The organism is Shewanella sp. Koi 1 (genome assembly GCF_052907445.1).
The window spans coordinates 3278369-3295266 of sequence record NZ_JBREJM010000001.1 but is presented as its reverse complement, the minus strand read 5'-3'; the positions used below and the strand labels follow the sequence as shown (position 1 = coordinate 3295266).

Below are 16898 nucleotides of genomic sequence, written 5' to 3'. Positions count from 1 at the left end.
GAGAGTTTAATCGTCAATAACTCGACGATGGGGAGCACGACATGCAAATTGGCGCGAATTCATTACTGCAAGAAATGCAGTCACTTCAAGGTGAGATCAAACCTTCTTTTGGGATTTCACCCAATAACATTGTGCAGCAAGTGAATAACACCAGCGGTGCTGACTTTGGACAACTCCTCTCCCAAGCCATTGGCAATGTTAGTGGTTTGCAATCAACCTCATCGAATCTTGCGACCCGACTCGAAATGGGTGACACCACTGTGAGCCTTTCTGATACAGTTATCGCCCGCGAAAAGGCCAGTGTTGCCTTTGAAGCCACAGTCCAAGTGCGCAATAAGCTCGTTGAAGCTTATAAAGAAATAATGAGCATGCCTGTTTAGGCCAGTGAATAACGCAATTAGCAGGTACGAATCGTGAGCACAGAAATGATTGTCGGATCAAACGCCGGTGCAGTGGACCAAGGGGTCCAACAGGAAAATAAATCCGGCGTGCTGGGGAGTCTCGGTGGCGTCGATATGATGCGTCAAATCACCATGATTTTAGCCCTTGCCATTTGTTTGGCATTAGCGGTGTTCGTCATGATCTGGGCACAGGAACCTGAGTACCGTCCATTGGGCAAAATGGAAACTCAGGAAATGGTGCAAGTGCTAGACGTGCTTGATAAAAATAAGATCAAATATCAAATCGATGTCGATGTTGTTAAGGTGCCCGAAGACAAATATCAAGAAGTTAAAATGATGCTGAGCCGTGCGGGTATCGATAGTGCCGCAGCCTCAAGCAAAGACTTCCTCACCCAAGACAGTGGTTTTGGCGTGAGCCAACGCATGGAGCAGGCTCGTCTCAAGCATAGCCAAGAAGAGAACCTCGCCCGCGCAATCGAACAATTACAAAGTGTTAGCCGCGCCAAGGTGATTTTAGCGCTCCCGAAAGAAAACGTGTTTGCTCGCAATACCTCACAACCCAGTGCGACCGTTGTGATTAACACTCGCCGTGGCGGTTTAGGCCAAGGTGAGGTCGATGCCATTGTGGATATCGTCGCTTCTGCGGTTCAGGGCTTAGAGCCATCTCGCGTCACAGTTACAGATTCTAACGGCCGTTTACTCAATTCAGGCAGTCAAGATGGCGTGTCTGCAAGAGCGCGCCGTGAGCTTGAGTTAGTTCAACAGAAAGAAGCTGAATACCGCACTAAAATTGACTCCATTCTGACGCCTATCCTTGGTCCCGATAACTTCACTTCCCAAGTGGATGTGAGCATGGATTTCACCGCGGTCGAGCAAACGGCAAAACGTTTTAACCCCGATTTACCGTCGCTGCGCAGCGAAATGACAGTTGAGAATAATTCGACTGGCGGTTCGACTGGTGGTATTCCAGGCGCGTTATCGAACCAACCACCGATGGAATCCAATATTCCACAGGAAGCGACTAAGGCGACGGAGAGCGTGACTGCAGGTAACTCGCACCGCGAAGCAACCCGTAATTTTGAATTAGACACCACTATCAGCCATACCCGTCAGCAAATTGGCGTTGTGCGCCGCGTCAGTGTATCGGTTGCCGTGGACTTTAAACCCGGCGCCGCCGGTGAAAATGGCCAAGTGGCGCGCGTTGCTCGTACCGAGCAAGAACTCACCAATATCCGCCGTTTACTGGAGGGCGCGGTAGGTTTTAGCGCCCAGCGGGGTGATGTTTTAGAGGTGGTCACTGTTCCCTTTATGGATCAATTGGTTGAAGATGTTCCTGCGCCTGAGCTTTGGGAACAACCTTGGTTCTGGCGTGCCGTTAAGTTAGGTATCGGTGCCTTAGTTATCTTAGTGCTGATCCTTGCTGTGGTGCGCCCAATGCTGAAACGCTTAATCTATCCAGACAGTGTGAACATGCCTGAGGATTCAAGATTGGGTAATGAGCTGGCCGAGATTGAGGATCAATATGCTGCCGACACCTTAGGGATGCTCAATACCAAAGAAGCAGAGTATAGTTATGCCGATGATGGCTCAATTCTTATCCCTAATCTGCATAAAGATGATGATATGATTAAAGCTATCCGTGCGCTTGTGGCCAATGAGCCCGAGCTTTCAACCCAAGTCGTGAAAAACTGGTTACAAGACAATGGCTGAGAATAAATCAAAAGACGCCGCTGAAACCTCAAGTTTCAATATTAAGGATCTCAGTGGCATCGAAAAAACGGCGATTTTACTGTTAAGTTTGAGTGAAGCCGATGCCGCCTCTATTTTAAAGCACTTAGAACCTAAACAAGTGCAAAAGGTCGGTATGGCGATGGCGGCTATGGAAGACTTTGGGCAGGAGAAAGTCATCGGGGTGCATAAGCTTTTTCTCGATGATATTCAAAAGTATTCTTCTATTGGCTTTAACAGCGAAGAGTTCGTCCGTAAGGCGTTAACGGCGGCTCTAGGTGAAGACAAAGCCGGTAATTTGATTGAACAAATTATCATGGGCAGCGGCGCCAAAGGTTTGGATTCCCTTAAATGGATGGATGCGCGCCAAGTCGCGACTATCATCCAAAACGAACATCCACAGATCCAAACCATTGTTTTATCGTATTTAGAGCCAGATCAAGCGGCGGAAATTTTCGGCCAGTTCCCTGAGAATACCCGCTTAGACTTAATGATGCGTATTGCTAACCTTGAAGAAGTGCAACCTGCGGCATTGCAGGAATTAAACGACATCATGGAGAAGCAATTCGCCGGTCAAGGCGGCGCGCAAGCAGCGAAGATGGGCGGCCTAAAGGCGGCGGCCAACATTATGAACTACCTCGATACGGGTGTCGAAAGTCAGTTGATGGAAACCATGCGCGAAACCGACGAGGAAATGGCGCAGCAAATCCAAGACTTAATGTTCGTATTCGAAAACCTAATCGATGTGGACGACCGTGGTATCCAAACCTTGCTGCGTGAAGTGCAGCAGGATGTATTGATGAAGGCGCTGAAAGGTGCAGACGATCAGCTCAAAGACAAAATTTTGGGCAATATGTCGAAACGGGCCGCCGAATTGCTGCGTGACGATTTAGAGGCCATGGGCCCAATTCGGATCAGTGAAGTGGAAATCGCCCAAAAAGAAATTCTGTCAATTGCGCGTCGATTAAGTGACAGCGGTGAAATCATGTTAGGCGGCGGTGGCGGCGATGAGTTCCTCTAATCGGAGTGACAATAGCGACAATAAATTGTCCCATCGGGTAGTGAGCGACTCGGAGATCGAGTTCAGCCATTGGCAATTACCCGATGTGACCCAAACCGAAGAGGTGAGTATTTCAAACCTCTTTGGTTATTCGCCGCAGCAAGCACCGAAGGCGGTGGCCGCCGAAACCATTGCGCCACCCACCATGGCGGAAATTGAAGATATTCGCGCTCAAGCCGAAGAAGAAGGCTTTAACGAAGGTAAGACGCAAGGTTATGCCGAAGGACTGGAGCAGGGCAGACTCGAAGGTTTAGAGCAAGGCCATACCGAGGGCCTTGCCCAAGGTCATGAGCAAGGGCTTGAGGCCGGGCTTGCTGAAGCCAAGGCATTAGTCAGCCGCTTCGAAGGGCTGTTAAGCCAATTTGAAAAGCCATTGCAATTACTCGATGGCGATATTGAACATTCCTTAATGACACTCACTATGGCGCTGGCCAAATCTGTGATTGGTCATGAACTTAAAACTCATCCAGAACAAATCCTGTCGGCACTGCGTTTAGGGGTCGAATCTTTGCCAATCAAGGAGCAAAGCGTCAGTATTCGCATGCATCCCGATGATGTCGCCTTGGTGGAGCAGCTATATACCAGTACCCAATTAAACCGTAATCAGTGGCAGTTAGAGGCCGATCCCAGCTTAAATTCTGGGGATTGCATTATCAGTAGCCAACGCTCGCTGGTGGATTTAACCCTGTCCTCGCGCATCGATGCGGTGTTTGAGTCCTTACGTAATCAACAGTCCCATTTGAGCCATCAGCAGCAACAACGCCAAGCGGTTCTCGATGAGGAAAACGCCGCAAAAGTGCTATCGGGTGCTGAGCTAGGTGACGAGGCGCAGAGCACCGAGTCCCTAAGTACAGAGTCGCAAGCTGATGGAGAGAAAGATGCAAAATCGCCGCCATCAACTGCTGAATAAACTGAATCATTGCATCGACAAAGTCCCGCCATTTCGAGCCGTCGCCAGTGGTCAACTGGTGCGCGTGGTAGGTTTAACCTTAGAGGCGAGTGGTTGCCGTGCGCCCGTGGGTAGCCTGTGCTCTATCGAAACCATGGCAGGAGAGTTGATTGCCGAAGTCGTCGGGTTTGACGATGAACTGCTGTACCTTATGCCTATTGAGGAATTACGCGGCGTGTTACCCGGCGCCCGTGTCGTCCCCCTCGGTGAGCAGGCGGGGCTGAGTGTGGGTTTATCCCTATTGGGACGCGTGCTCGACGGCAATGGTGTGCCGTTAGACGGTCTTGGCGCATTATCGACCGAACAGCAGGCGCCAAGGCACAGTAACGCCATCAACCCACTTTCTCGCCGAGCGATCACCGAACCACTCGATGTGGGTGTACGCGCCATCAATGCCATGCTCACCGTTGGTAAGGGCCAACGTATGGGCCTATTTGCAGGCTCGGGTGTGGGTAAGAGTGTGCTGTTAGGGATGATGACTCGGGGCACGACAGCTGACATCATTGTGGTGGGGCTCGTCGGGGAGCGTGGCCGCGAAGTTAAAGAATTTATTGAAGAAATCCTCGGTGAAAAGGGCAGAGCACGCTCTGTTGTGGTGGCGGCGCCCGCCGATACTTCACCCTTGATGCGCCTTCGTGCCTGTGAAACCTCCACTCGTATCGCTGAGTATTTTCGTGATTTAGGCTATAACGTATTGTTATTAATGGATAGTCTGACTCGTTACGCCCAAGCGCAGCGTGAGATTGCTCTGGCCGTAGGTGAACCGCCGGCAACTAAAGGTTATCCGCCTTCGGTATTTGCTAAATTGCCACGCTTGGTTGAGCGGGCGGGTAATGGTGGGCCTGGACAAGGTTCTATCACCGCATTTTATACTGTGCTGACAGAGGGCGACGATCAACAGGATCCGATTGCCGATGCATCTCGGGCGATCCTCGATGGCCATATTGTGCTATCTCGCTCACTGGCGGACTCTGGGCATTATCCTGCAATCGATATTGAGGCTTCGATCAGCCGTGTGGCCCCAATGGTGATTTCGAACGAGCACTTAGAAGCCATGCGCCGCGTCAAGCAGACTTATTCCCTCTATCAACAGAATAAGGATCTGATTTCGATTGGTGCCTATGCCCAAGGCAGCGATCCGCGAATCGATAACGCTATACGCCTGCAACCTGCGATGAATGCCTTTTTACGGCAGACCATGCGTGATGCCTTTAGTTTTGCCGATAGCCAAGTCATGCTTGGGCAACTCGCGGCGCAATGTAAATAATCGAGACTGTTATGGCGAATGCCGATCCCCTCTTACTTGTGTTGAAATTAGCCCTCGATGCAGAGGAGCAGGCCGCACTGCTGCTAAAGTCGGCGCAACTAGAGTGTCAAAAGCGCCAAAATCAGTTGGATGCACTCAACAATTATCGCTTGGACTATATGAAGCAGATGCAGTCCCAGCAGGGCCAAGCCATAAGCGCCAGCCATTATCACCAATTCCATCGTTTTATTCGGCAAATCGATGAGGCCATTGCCCAGCAAAATCGTGTGGTCGCCGATGGTGAGAAGCAGAAAAACTATCGTCAGCAGCATTGGCTCGACAAGCAAAAGAAACGCAAGGCGGTTGAACTGCTCTTAGATAATAAAGAGAAAAAACGCCAAGCTCTTGAGTTGAAAAAAGAACAAAAGATGACCGATGAATTTGCCTCTCAGCAGTTTTTTCGCCGCAATAAACCCTAACCAAAGCTCGCCATTGCGTGTGTAAGTTGTTTCTTCGACATGTAATTCTCACTTATTGGCACTTTATTTGCTTGCTTTATGCCAGAGATGGCCAAAGCCGCATAAATTGACGTTTGCCCTACTTTTTTATGTCTTCGGGTGAATGTTTAGGAGCTGATATGCAACAAATGAACAATATCCTATTAGCGTCAAGCGCGAAAAATAGCGCTAGCTCAAGTAAAGCATTGACTCAAGATACTAATAGTGAAGACTTTTCTGCAGTGTTGGCTTCAGTCACATCCGTATCTTCCCCCTCGACTAAAACCTCTGTGTCTCAGGATGTGGCCGTCAAATCTGCCAAAGCGGAAGCCAGCACTGACGATACCAAAACTGATGATGAAGCCGATATCAACTTGATTTTCGCCCAGATTGGTATGGCAAATGAGATGAAAAAAGCGGCAGCACAGGGCGAGTCTTTGCCGCTTGAGGCTGATATCACGGCAACGGATGATGCCGATGCCGACTCATCCTCGTTATTGGTCGATGCTCCATCTCAGACCGACAACTCTATTGTTGACGGCACTTTTTCCGATGAAATGGCTAAGTTCGCTCAGTCCACTAACACTGGCCTTGGCGATAACAAACTGAACGTTAGTACTGAATCAGAAGACTCTGGGGTTTTAGCCTCAAAGGCGGCCGGACAAAATACTGCGCAAGTCACCGCACAGCTATTACAACAGCAAGCCTCACAACAAAACGCCGTTGATGCTGAAAGTGTAGAACAACCGATTCCAGCTGCTGATGTCACTGATACTGAGAGTGTAGAGCCACAGATTCCAGCTGCTGATGTCGATGCTTTGGTTGCGGCCGTAACTGTTGCGGAAGCGGATAGTCAAGGCACCTCTGTTGATGAGCCGCATTTGATTGATGATGCCGCGTTACTTACAGGTCTGCGCAGCGAAAAGTTCGTTAAACCGCCCGAAAATCATATTTTACCCATTGAGGGTGAGCCCGTATTAGGGGGAAAAGAGCTTGGTACCGCAGAAATTGGCGCTAAGGCGATAAATGTGTCGACGCAGCCAGCAGATAAAGCTCTTGCACCCCAAGGTATGGGATCCCAAGTCATTGATAATCAAACACCAATCAAAGCGGCCAATGCCTCTGCGAGTGATGTATTAACGACGAATGCGGCAACAGCCGCGAATACTAACGATCTTAGTACCTTAGGCACTAATGTAGCGACTAATGTCTCTGCTGCCACCGCCATCGATCCGAGTCTTACAGCTGACAGCCCATCCCGCGCCGAGATTTCAGCAGGCTTTTTGCTAAAAGACGCTAAGTTAGCGGTTACTCTCGATGCGCAGCAAGATAGCCAAGTTGCAGCTTTAAGTTCTGGCAGTGAAGAGACGGGGAGCGAGTTTAAGCCTGTGGAATTTAAAGCTGTATCTTCACTGCATTCTTTGGCAACGCCAGCAACCCAGCGTCAAGATATTCCTCAAGTACAGCTTTCCTTGCGCCAAGGTGTAGAAACTCAAAACCAAATGCAGGAGATGATCCAGCGCTTCTCGCCTGTGATGAAGCTGCAATTAGTGACTATGGTGAGTCAAGGGATCCAACAGGCGGAAATCCGTTTAGATCCGCCAGAACTTGGACATATGTTGGTTAAAGTACAAGTTCATGGCGACCAGACACAAGTGCAGTTCCATGTCACACAATCACAAACCCGCGATGTTGTAGAGCAAGCTATTCCTCGCCTACGTGAATTATTACAGGAGCAGGGCATGCAATTGGCCGACAGTCATGTTTCACAAGGGGACCAAGGTCAACGCCGCGAGGGGGGATTTGGTGAAGCCGGCGGTTCGAGCGGTGGAAATGTGGATGATTTCTCGGCAGAAGAGCTAGATTTAGGTTTAAATCAAGCAACTAGTTTAAATTCAGGTATAGATTATTACGCTTAAGAAGGTAACCTATAGTAATAAAGCGGATTATGCGCCAAGCCCTGATCCCATTCCCGAATTTAGCCAATTAAAGAGTATATAAAATGGCCAAGGAAGAATCATTAGAACTTGAAAGCACCGAAGCGCCTAAAAGTAAGAAGAAGTTTATTTTTATCGGTGCGGGCGTGTTTGCAGCCCTGTTGATTGGGGGCGCCCTGTGGTTTTTCCTCGGTAGCAGTGATGAGGCTCCCGAAGTCGCCGCCGAAGGTGCTACAGCAACGGAGGCTACCACTCCTGCCGCCGATGCGGCAATGGCGGCCTATGTGCCAATGCCACGGCCCTTTTTATTTAACCTCCCTGGGCCAGACCGTGCTCGTCTCGTTGAAATTAAAGTACAACTGATGGTCAGAGGCCAAGACGATGATGTGTTGACCCAAAAGCATATTCCGTTGATTGAAGATGCGCTGTTAACCACCTTTAGTGGCGCCGATGTGCAAAAGTTAAGTACACAGGCGGGTAAAGATGAATTGCGACAATTAGCACTGCTGAGCGTACAAAATACCTTGCAATCTGTGACCGGACGTAAAGTGGTTGAAAAAGTACTCTTCACCGGTTTTGTAATGCAATAACCTTTTATCTTCAGCACCTTAAAGAGGCGAAGACAATACTGTGAGTGATTTATTAAGCCAAGACGAAATTGATGCGCTCTTACACGGAGTCGATGACGTCGAAGAGGATAATGAGCTTGATGCCGCGGGGCTGGAAGCTCGCTCCTACGACTTTTCCTCCCAAGACCGTATTGTGCGTGGCCGTATGCCCACGCTCGAGATTGTGAATGAGCGTTTTGCCCGTCACCTGCGGATCAGCATGTTCAACATGATGCGTCGTGCGGCCGAAGTGTCGATTAACGGCGTGCAAATGCTGAAATTTGGTGAGTACGTACACACCTTATTCGTTCCAACTAGCTTGAATATGGTGCGCTTCCATCCCTTAAAAGGCACAGCACTGATCACCATGGAAGCGCGTTTAGTGTTTATTCTGGTGGACAACTTTTTTGGCGGCGATGGCCGTTTCCATGCCAAGATTGAAGGGCGGGAATTTACCCCAACTGAACGTCGCATCGTGCAGTTATTGCTTAAGATTATCTTTGAAGATTATAAAGATGCTTGGGCGCCAGTGATGGATGTCGAGTTTGATTATTTAGACTCCGAAGTAAACCCCGCGATGGCCAACATCGTCAGCCCCACTGAAGTGGTGGTGATTAACTCCTTCCACATCGAAGTGGATGGCGGCGGCGGTGACTTCCATATCACTATGCCTTATTCGATGATTGAACCTATCCGTGAACTGCTCGACGCGGGTGTGCAGAGTGATAAACAAGACACCGACATGCGTTGGTCACAGGCGCTGCATGACGAAATTATGGATGTGAAAGTCGGATTTGATGCCAGTGTGGTTGAACATGAACTCACACTCAAAGATGTCATGAACTTCAAGGCTGGGGATATTATTCCGATCGAGCTGCCTGAATACATTATGATGAAAATCGAAGACTTACCGACGTATCGCTGTAAAATGGGGCGTTCACGCGATAATCTAGCACTTAAAATTTACGAAAAAATCCCACGTCCTGAAACGGTCAAATCCGAACTGCAATTAGTGACACGTAAAGGCAAAGCCAGAGACATATCCGAATTATAAAGGTGAAGTGAGATGAGTACAGATGATGATTGGGCAGCAGCCATGGCCGAACAGGCATTGGAAGAGGCTAATGCCATTGACCTTGACGAGCTGGTAGACGACTCGCAGCCAATCAGTAAGGCCGAAGCCGCCAAACTAGACACCATTTTAGATATCCCTGTGACGATTTCGATGGAAGTTGGCCGCAGCTATATCAGCATTCGTAACCTGCTGCAGCTGAACCAAGGTTCTGTGGTGGAGTTAGATAGGGTGGCGGGTGAGCCGCTCGATGTGATGGTCAATGGCACGCTTATCGCTCATGGCGAAGTGGTTGTGGTTAACGATAAGTTTGGTATTCGCTTAACGGATGTGATCAGTCAAACTGAGCGGATTAAAAAGCTTAAGTAATTCATCTATTAAGACAAAGCCTGAAGGAGCGAGATGAGCACATTGGTCATACTCAGTCTAGTGTCAGCGACTCAGGCGAGTGTTGCTGGCGTTGCTAACGAAAGTGCCGCGACAGCAACGAAAGTGGCAGAACCTTCGCAAATGGCCGCCGCAGCGAGCATGCTAGGCGGTCTTATTTTAGTGTTATTGCTTATCTTCGCCTTAGCGTACCTGCTGCGGCGATTTAATTTAGTTCCGACGAATCACAGCGTGCTGAAAACCCTCGCGGTCACATCGCTTGGGCAGAAAGAGCGTTTGGTATTAGTTCAGGTCGGTGAACAGCAGTATTTGTTGGGTGTTAGCGGGCAACAAGTTAATTTAATTGATAAATTAGCTGAACCAATTCAAATTGAGTCCGTTTCCTTTGCGGACAAGCTACGGCAGGCGAAATTAAAACAATGATGAAGTACATACTCAGCTTGATTGGGGTTAGTACCCTGTTGTTTGCCGCATCGGTGGGCGCGGCCGATGGTGTATTGCCGGCGGTAACCGTAAAAACCGCTGCCGATGGTTCGACCGAATATTCGGTGACCATGCAGATCCTATTACTCATGACCTCGCTGAGCTTTATTCCTGCGATGGTCATTATGTTGACCTCCTTTACCCGCATCATAGTGGTGCTCTCGATTTTGCGCCAAGCCATTGGTTTACAACAGACACCTTCTAACCAAGTCTTGATTGGTATGAGCCTGTTTATGACCTTTTTCATTATGGCGCCAGTGTTCGACAAAATTTATGACCAAGGGGTCAAGCCTTATATTGATGAGCAGCTCACGCTGCAACAGGCTTTCGATAAGGGCAAAGAGCCATTACGGGCATTTATGTTGGGGCAGGTGCGTACCACAGATCTGAAAACCTTTATCGATATCTCGGGGTATCAAAATATTAATTCCCCTGAAGAAGCGCCAATGAGCGTGTTGGTGCCAGCGTTTATCACCAGTGAACTTAAAACCGCCTTTCAAATTGGGTTTATGTTGTTTGTGCCATTCTTAGTACTCGACCTTGTGGTAGCCAGTATCTTGATGGCCATGGGTATGATGATGCTCTCGCCGATGATTGTTTCTTTACCCTTCAAGATCATGTTGTTTGTGCTTGTCGATGGCTGGGGCTTGGTGATGGGTACTCTAGCCAATAGCTTTGGTTAGACGAGCGGAGATTCGCGATGACGCCAGAAGCCCTAATCGATATTTTCCGTGAGGCCTTAGCCGTGATTGTTATGATGGTTTCGGCCATCGTGCTGCCGGGCTTGGGTATTGGCCTCATTGTGGCGGTGTTCCAAGCCGCGACCTCAATTAACGAACAGACTTTAAGCTTTTTGCCTCGACTGATCGTGACCTTACTAGCCTTGATGGTTATGGGACACTGGTTAGTACAAACCCTCATGGATTTCTTTATCGAAATGGTTAACCGCATTCCTCAAGTGGTGGGCTAAGCCCATGGAGCTGCTGCTCGACACCTTAATGCAAACTATCGCCTCTTACATGTGGCCATTGTTTCGCGTGACCAGCATGTTGATGGTCATGGTGGTGTTTGGTGCTACGACAACCCCGACTCGAGTCCGTTTACTCTTAGCGGTGGCTATCACTCTGGCCATAGCGCCAGTATTACCGCCCGTTAAGGATGCGGAGCTCTTTTCCTTAAGCGCTGTTTTTATTACCGCTCAGCAAATTATTATTGGTGTCGCCATGGGCTTTGTAACCCAAATGGTGATGCAAACCTTTGTGTTAACGGGCCAAATCATCGGTATGCAAACCAGCTTAGGTTTTGCCTCTATGGTCGATCCGGGCTCAGGCCAACAAACGCCTGTGATAGGCAACTTCTTTTTGTTACTGGCGACGTTGATTTTTCTCGCCGTCGATGGACATCTGTTGATGATCCGAATGTTAGTCGCCAGTTTTGAGACCTTACCGATTTCGAATCAAGGGTTAAGTTTGACGAGTTATCGCGCGCTAGCGGAATGGGGTTCCTATATGTTTGGCGCAGCATTGACCATGTCGCTCTCGGCGATTATTGCCTTGCTGCTGGTTAACTTATCCTTTGGGGTTATGACTCGCGCCGCGCCGCAGCTGAACATTTTCTCGATAGGTTTCCCCATAACTATGATTGGTGGACTGCTCATTTTGTGGTTAACCTTGACCCCCGTAATGGCCCATTTCGAAGAGGTTTGGGCGTCGGCACAGCTTTTGCTTTGTGATATTTTAGGGCTTCAGTGTCAAGCCGACGGCATACTTTAACCGGATAGGAACGCGTAATGGCTGAAGAAAGTAGCGGCGAACGCAGCGAGGAACCCACCGGGAGGCGCCTCGAACAGGCGCGAGAAAAAGGGCAGGTAGCCCGCTCAAAAGAGTTAGGTACTGCGACCGTGTTGCTCTCGGCTGCGACAGGTTTGTATATGCTCGGGCCTGGGATTGCGAAGGCGCTGTCCAATGTGTTTGAACGCGTCTTTACCATGGATCGCGCTGCGATTTTCGATACGAACCAGATGTTTAATGTATGGGGCGTCGTGGGAAGCGAGATTGGCTGGCCGTTACTCAAGATTATGTTACTGATTGTCGTGGTAGCATTTATCGGTAACGTATCCCTTGGCGGGATGAATTTCTCGACCCAAGCCATGATGCCTAAAGCCAGTAAAATGAGCCCGATTGCGGGCTTTAAGCGGATGTTTGGTGTGCAGGCCTTGGTTGAATTAACCAAAGGGATTGCTAAGTTTTCTGTGGTAGCCATCGCGGCTTATTTACTACTCAGTCATTATTTTAACGACATTCTACTCCTGTCAGCCGATCATCTCCCCGGTAACGTCCATCATGCGCTGGATTTGTTAGTGTGGATGTTTATTCTGCTTTGCTCCTCCGTCTTAGTCATCGTGGTGATCGATGTGCCGTTTCAGATCTGGAACCACAACAAACAGCTGAAAATGACTAAGCAGGAAGTGAAAGACGAGTATAAAGACACCGAAGGTAAACCTGAGGTCAAAGGGCGAGTACGCCAAATGCAGCGTGAGTTAGCGCAGCGACGCATGATGGCCGAAGTTCCCAATGCGGATGTGATTGTGGTGAACCCTGAGCATTATGCGGTGGCCATTAAATACGATGTGAAGCGCTCTGCAGCGCCTTTTGTTATCGCTAAAGGAGTGGATGAAGTCGCGTTTAAAATCCGTGAAGTGGCAAGGGCACATAACATTGCGATTGTCTCAGCACCACCGCTGGCGCGGGCAATTTATCACACCACTAAGCTTGAGCAGCAGATCCCTGAGGGCCTATTTACCGCGGTGGCACAGGTGCTGGCTTATGTGTTCCAGTTACGCCAGTACCAAAAAGGTCGTGGCCGTAAACCAATTCCAATCCCTGCTAATCAACCCATTCCTGACGAGCTGAAGCACTAGTTGAGTGTTAGGTTAACGAAGAGCTCGTTCACAGAGATAAAACCACGACTTGAAGCGCTAGCGGTTGGCGCGTTTTTTGCTTTCAGGCTGTTATACGTCAAAGTTTAGGTATCTGTGAATGGATGTTAAAGCCTCCCTAGGCCAAGTAAAACAGTTGAAACTGAGCTCTTTCAAGGGCATAGGTACGCCAATGCTAGTGCTTGCTGCATTGGCTATGATTGTATTGCCTATCCCGCCGTTTCTACTCGACGTTTTATTCTCTTTTAACATTGCCTTGGCTTTGATTGTTCTTCTTGTCGCGATTTATACCGATAGACCCTTAGACTTTGCTGCTTTTCCAACGGTTTTATTAGTCGCGACATTGCTGCGACTCGCGCTTAACGTGGCATCGACCCGTGTAGTATTACTCGAAGGTCACAATGGTGGTGACGCCGCCGGTAAGGTAATTGAGGCCTTCGGCTCCGTAGTGATTGGCGGTAACTATGCCGTGGGCCTAGTTGTATTTATCATCTTGATTATTATCAACTTTGCCGTTGTGACTAAAGGTGCTGGCCGTATTGCCGAGGTGAGTGCTCGCTTTACCTTAGATGCGATGCCCGGTAAGCAAATGGCCATCGATGCCGACTTGAACGCAGGTATTATTAATCAAGATCAAGCCAGAACCAGACGCGCCGAGGTGACCCGCGAAGCCGATTTCTATGGCGCAATGGACGGTGCATCTAAGTTTGTGAAGGGTGATGCGATTGCCGGTATCATGATTTTGGTTATCAACATTCTCGGTGGGTTTATTATCGGGATTGTGCAGCACGGTTTGACATTCTCCCAAGCCGTTGAAATTTATACACTGTTAACCATTGGTGACGGTCTCGTCGCGCAAATTCCTGGTCTATTACTGTCAATCGCTGCGGCGTTGATGGTGACCCGTCAAAATGAATCTGGCGATATGGGCCAGATGCTGATCAGTCAGATGTTTGACAGTCACAAGTCGCTCAGTATTGCGGCTGGTGTACTCTTTGTCATGGGTATTGTGCCTGGCATGCCACATATGGCGTTTTTAAGCTTTGCCGTGATCACAGCTGGTGCGGCTTACTTTATCTTCAAACGTAATGAAGCCAAACGTGCCAAAGCCCTTGAGCAAGTCAAAACGGGCCCAACGGAAAGAGCCGAAAGAGAACCCAAAGAACTTAGCTGGGACGATGTACACCATGTTGACACTATCGGTCTGGAAGTGGGTTATCGTTTGATCCCATTAGTCGATAAGGGCCAAGGTGGTGAATTACTTAGCCGGATCAAAGGGGTACGTAAAAAACTTTCTCAAGAGCTAGGCTTCTTGGTACCTGCGGTGCATATTCGTGACAACCTCGATTTATCACCTAATGCCTACCGCATCTCGTTAATGGGTGTGGTGGTTGGAGAGGCGGATATTCGCCATGACTGCGAACTCGCCATCAACCCAGGCCAAGTTTATGGCAAGCTCGATGGTATCGAAACGCGTGATCCAGCCTTTGGTCTCGAAGCCGTGTGGATTGCCCCTGAGCTGCGTGAACATGCACAAACCTTAGGTTATACCGTGGTGGATGCTGCGACAGTGGTGGCTACCCATATTAGCCAAATATTGACGAATAACGCGGCGAAGCTCTTAGGCTACGAAGAAGTGCAACAACTGATGGATATGCTTGCCAAGCATTCGCCTAAGCTGGTGGATGGCTTTATTCCTGATGTGATGCCGCTCGGAAATGTCGTAAAAGTGATGCAAAACCTATTAAATGAAGGAGTTTCTGTCAGAGACTTGCGTACCATAGTGCAAACTTTGTTAGAATACGGCACTAAGAGTAACGATACTGAAGTGTTAACGGCGGCAGTGCGTATCGCATTGAAGCGCATGATAGTTCAAGAGATCTCGGGTCCTGAACTTGAAATACCTGTCATAACTTTGGCGCCAGAGTTGGAACAGATGTTGCATCAGTCAATGCAAGCAACCGGTGGCGATGGCCCAAATATCGAGCCTGGTCTTGCAGAGCGTATGCAGCAATCCTTAGCGGATGCCGCTCAAAAGCAAGAAATGGTTGGTCAGCCCGCTATTTTGCTAACGTCAGGTATGTTACGTGCGACACTGTCTCGCTTTGTTAAATATACTATTCCTAATCTCAGAGTGATTTCTTACCAAGAAATCCCCGATGAAAAGCAAATACGCATAGTGTCTGCCGTCGGCCAGTAGAGGACGCATAAGTGAAGATTAAACGTTTTTTTGCCAAAGACATGCGTGCTGCACTGGCCCAAGTGAAGGACACGCTCGGCTCCGATGCCGTGATTATGTCGAATAAAAAGGTAAATGGCGGCATTGAGATTGTGGCCGCCGTTGACTATGACGAGCCCAAAGCGAAGGCGCCTGCCGCTGCACCGACTTTTATGGATGTGAGTGATGACTTAGTGTCGCTCGGTGCTAAAGCGCCGATTCGCGCTGAAACTAAGTTAAAACCATCGGCACCAGCGGACTCTCTCCAAGCATTGCTCGAGAAGCAACAAAGCCGTTTAAACCAACAGCTCACCCATCAACAGCAAGACGCCGAACTGCCTGCGTGGGCACAAGGTCTACAAGCTCCTGCAACGCCAAAAGCTGAGCGACGAGATATGGGCCATGCTTTCGATAAGAAGCCACAGGTTTCACAGAAGCAAAATGCGGATATCGAAGCGATGCGTGATGAGTTAGCATCCTTACGCAATTTGCTTACTCATCAAGTGTCTGCGCTGATGACTGAACACAAAAAGCGTATCGACCCTGTGGGTGCCATGCTGGAGTCAAAGTTACTGGAAGCTGAGTTTTCGCCTGCGGTCGCGAACAAGTTAGCGGCGCTTAGTCAACACTATACTCCGGCAGAATTGGTTCGTGCCTTGCCACAAAGTCTAGCGAATATGCTTGATAATCAAGGCGATGATATCGTTAAGCAAGGTGGCGTGGTGGCGCTGGTTGGTCCAACGGGTGTAGGCAAAACCACTTCCTTAGCCAAATTAGCGGCTCGTTTCGCAGCCCATCATGGTGCGGATCAAGTCGCCTTGATCACTACAGATCATTATCGTATTGGCGCCTATGAGCAATTGGCAACCTATGGCAAAATTATGGGATGCCCAGTTAAGCAAGCCCATGATCTTGCTGAGCTAGAGCAAATACTGTATCAGTTCAGAAATCGCAAGCTAGTATTGATAGATACCGCAGGAATGGGCCAACGAGATATGCGGCTTTACCAGCAACTTGATAATTTAACTGCAAATAGCAGAATACCTATCCGCAGTTATCTGGTACTGTCTGCCACAGGACAGCGCCGTGTGCTACAGGATGCTGTAAATCACTTTAAACGCATTCCATTATCTGGTGTTGTACTCACCAAACTCGATGAGTCCGTGTCGTTAGCGGGTGCATTAAGTGTGTTGATCCAAAGTGGGTTGCCATTAAGTTATGTTACGGATGGGCAGCGAGTGCCCGAAGATATGAAAGTTGCCGATACTTTACTGCTCGCAGAGCAAGCATTAGCGGCCTTAGAAAACACTGAACAACAATCGTTACCAGACACAGCGTGGTCAGATAATATGACCTGTGCATTTGAGTAGAGTT

General features: G+C 48.9%; 17 protein-coding genes. All 17 read left to right on the top strand.

Annotation, left to right across the window (positions count from 1 at the left end):
• Positions 1-41: 41 nt before the first annotated feature.
• The gene (gene fliE, locus ACUZ8J_RS14500; RefSeq protein WP_011625692.1) at positions 42-380 is read left to right on the top strand and encodes a flagellar hook-basal body complex protein FliE; all 339 of its coding nucleotides are present in this window, start codon (positions 42-44) and stop codon (positions 378-380) included.
• Positions 381-425: 45 nt separating this feature from the next.
• Positions 426-2111, top strand: a complete 1686-nt coding sequence (fliF, locus tag ACUZ8J_RS14495; protein ID WP_446694942.1) for a flagellar basal-body MS-ring/collar protein FliF — start codon at positions 426-428, stop codon at positions 2109-2111.
• Positions 2104-3150 (top strand): flagellar motor switch protein FliG, encoded by a 1047-nt coding sequence (fliG, locus tag ACUZ8J_RS14490; protein ID WP_011716417.1) that lies wholly within the window; start codon positions 2104-2106, stop codon positions 3148-3150. Before fliF ends, fliG begins: the two co-directional genes overlap by 8 nt.
• Complete coding sequence (fliH, locus tag ACUZ8J_RS14485; RefSeq protein WP_208662100.1) at positions 3137-4099, top strand: flagellar assembly protein FliH; 963 nt, start codon at positions 3137-3139, stop codon at positions 4097-4099. The genes fliG and fliH overlap by 14 nt, the downstream gene beginning before the upstream one ends.
• The gene (gene fliI, locus ACUZ8J_RS14480; RefSeq protein WP_011716419.1) at positions 4068-5405 is read left to right on the top strand and encodes a flagellar protein export ATPase FliI; all 1338 of its coding nucleotides are present in this window, start codon (positions 4068-4070) and stop codon (positions 5403-5405) included. The genes fliH and fliI overlap by 32 nt, the downstream gene beginning before the upstream one ends.
• Before the next feature lie 11 nt (positions 5406-5416).
• A complete protein-coding gene (gene fliJ / locus ACUZ8J_RS14475) occupies positions 5417-5863 on the top strand; it encodes a flagellar export protein FliJ (RefSeq protein WP_055647463.1) in 447 nt (148 codons plus the stop codon).
• Between the two features lie 158 nt (positions 5864-6021).
• On the top strand, positions 6022-7800 hold the full coding sequence (locus ACUZ8J_RS14470) for a flagellar hook-length control protein FliK (RefSeq protein WP_446694217.1): 1779 nt from the start codon (positions 6022-6024) through the stop codon (positions 7798-7800).
• 83 nt (positions 7801-7883) lie between these two features.
• Positions 7884-8408 carry a flagellar basal body-associated protein FliL gene (fliL, locus tag ACUZ8J_RS14465; protein WP_374915953.1) on the top strand — a complete coding sequence of 175 codons (525 nt, stop codon included), beginning with the start codon at positions 7884-7886 and terminating at the stop codon, positions 8406-8408.
• A 40-nt stretch (positions 8409-8448) separates the two neighbouring features.
• Positions 8449-9480 (top strand): flagellar motor switch protein FliM, encoded by a 1032-nt coding sequence (gene fliM / locus ACUZ8J_RS14460; protein WP_011716423.1) that lies wholly within the window; start codon positions 8449-8451, stop codon positions 9478-9480.
• A 12-nt stretch (positions 9481-9492) separates the two neighbouring features.
• On the top strand, positions 9493-9867 hold the full coding sequence (gene fliN, locus ACUZ8J_RS14455) for a flagellar motor switch protein FliN (RefSeq protein ID WP_011622077.1): 375 nt from the start codon (positions 9493-9495) through the stop codon (positions 9865-9867).
• A gap of 33 nt (positions 9868-9900) precedes the next feature.
• Positions 9901-10308 (top strand): flagellar biosynthetic protein FliO, encoded by a 408-nt coding sequence (gene fliO / locus ACUZ8J_RS14450; RefSeq protein ID WP_446694216.1) that lies wholly within the window; start codon positions 9901-9903, stop codon positions 10306-10308.
• Positions 10305-11051 (top strand): flagellar type III secretion system pore protein FliP, encoded by a 747-nt coding sequence (fliP, locus tag ACUZ8J_RS14445; protein ID WP_089068186.1) that lies wholly within the window; start codon positions 10305-10307, stop codon positions 11049-11051. The genes fliO and fliP overlap by 4 nt, the downstream gene beginning before the upstream one ends.
• A 17-nt stretch (positions 11052-11068) precedes the next feature.
• Complete coding sequence (gene fliQ, locus ACUZ8J_RS14440; RefSeq protein WP_011622080.1) at positions 11069-11338, top strand: flagellar biosynthesis protein FliQ; 270 nt, start codon at positions 11069-11071, stop codon at positions 11336-11338.
• A gap of 4 nt (positions 11339-11342) precedes the next feature.
• Positions 11343-12140, top strand: coding sequence for a flagellar biosynthetic protein FliR (gene fliR, locus ACUZ8J_RS14435; protein WP_089068185.1), 798 nt, complete (start codon positions 11343-11345; stop codon positions 12138-12140).
• A 17-nt stretch (positions 12141-12157) separates the two neighbouring features.
• Positions 12158-13288, top strand: coding sequence for a flagellar biosynthesis protein FlhB (gene flhB, locus ACUZ8J_RS14430; protein ID WP_011622082.1), 1131 nt, complete (start codon positions 12158-12160; stop codon positions 13286-13288).
• Between the two features lie 118 nt (positions 13289-13406).
• Positions 13407-15506 (top strand): flagellar biosynthesis protein FlhA, encoded by a 2100-nt coding sequence (gene flhA / locus ACUZ8J_RS14425; RefSeq protein WP_011716429.1) that lies wholly within the window; start codon positions 13407-13409, stop codon positions 15504-15506.
• Between the two features lie 11 nt (positions 15507-15517).
• Positions 15518-16894, top strand: coding sequence for a flagellar biosynthesis protein FlhF (gene flhF, locus ACUZ8J_RS14420; RefSeq protein ID WP_446694215.1), 1377 nt, complete (start codon positions 15518-15520; stop codon positions 16892-16894).
• Positions 16895-16898: the final 4 nt, after the last annotated feature.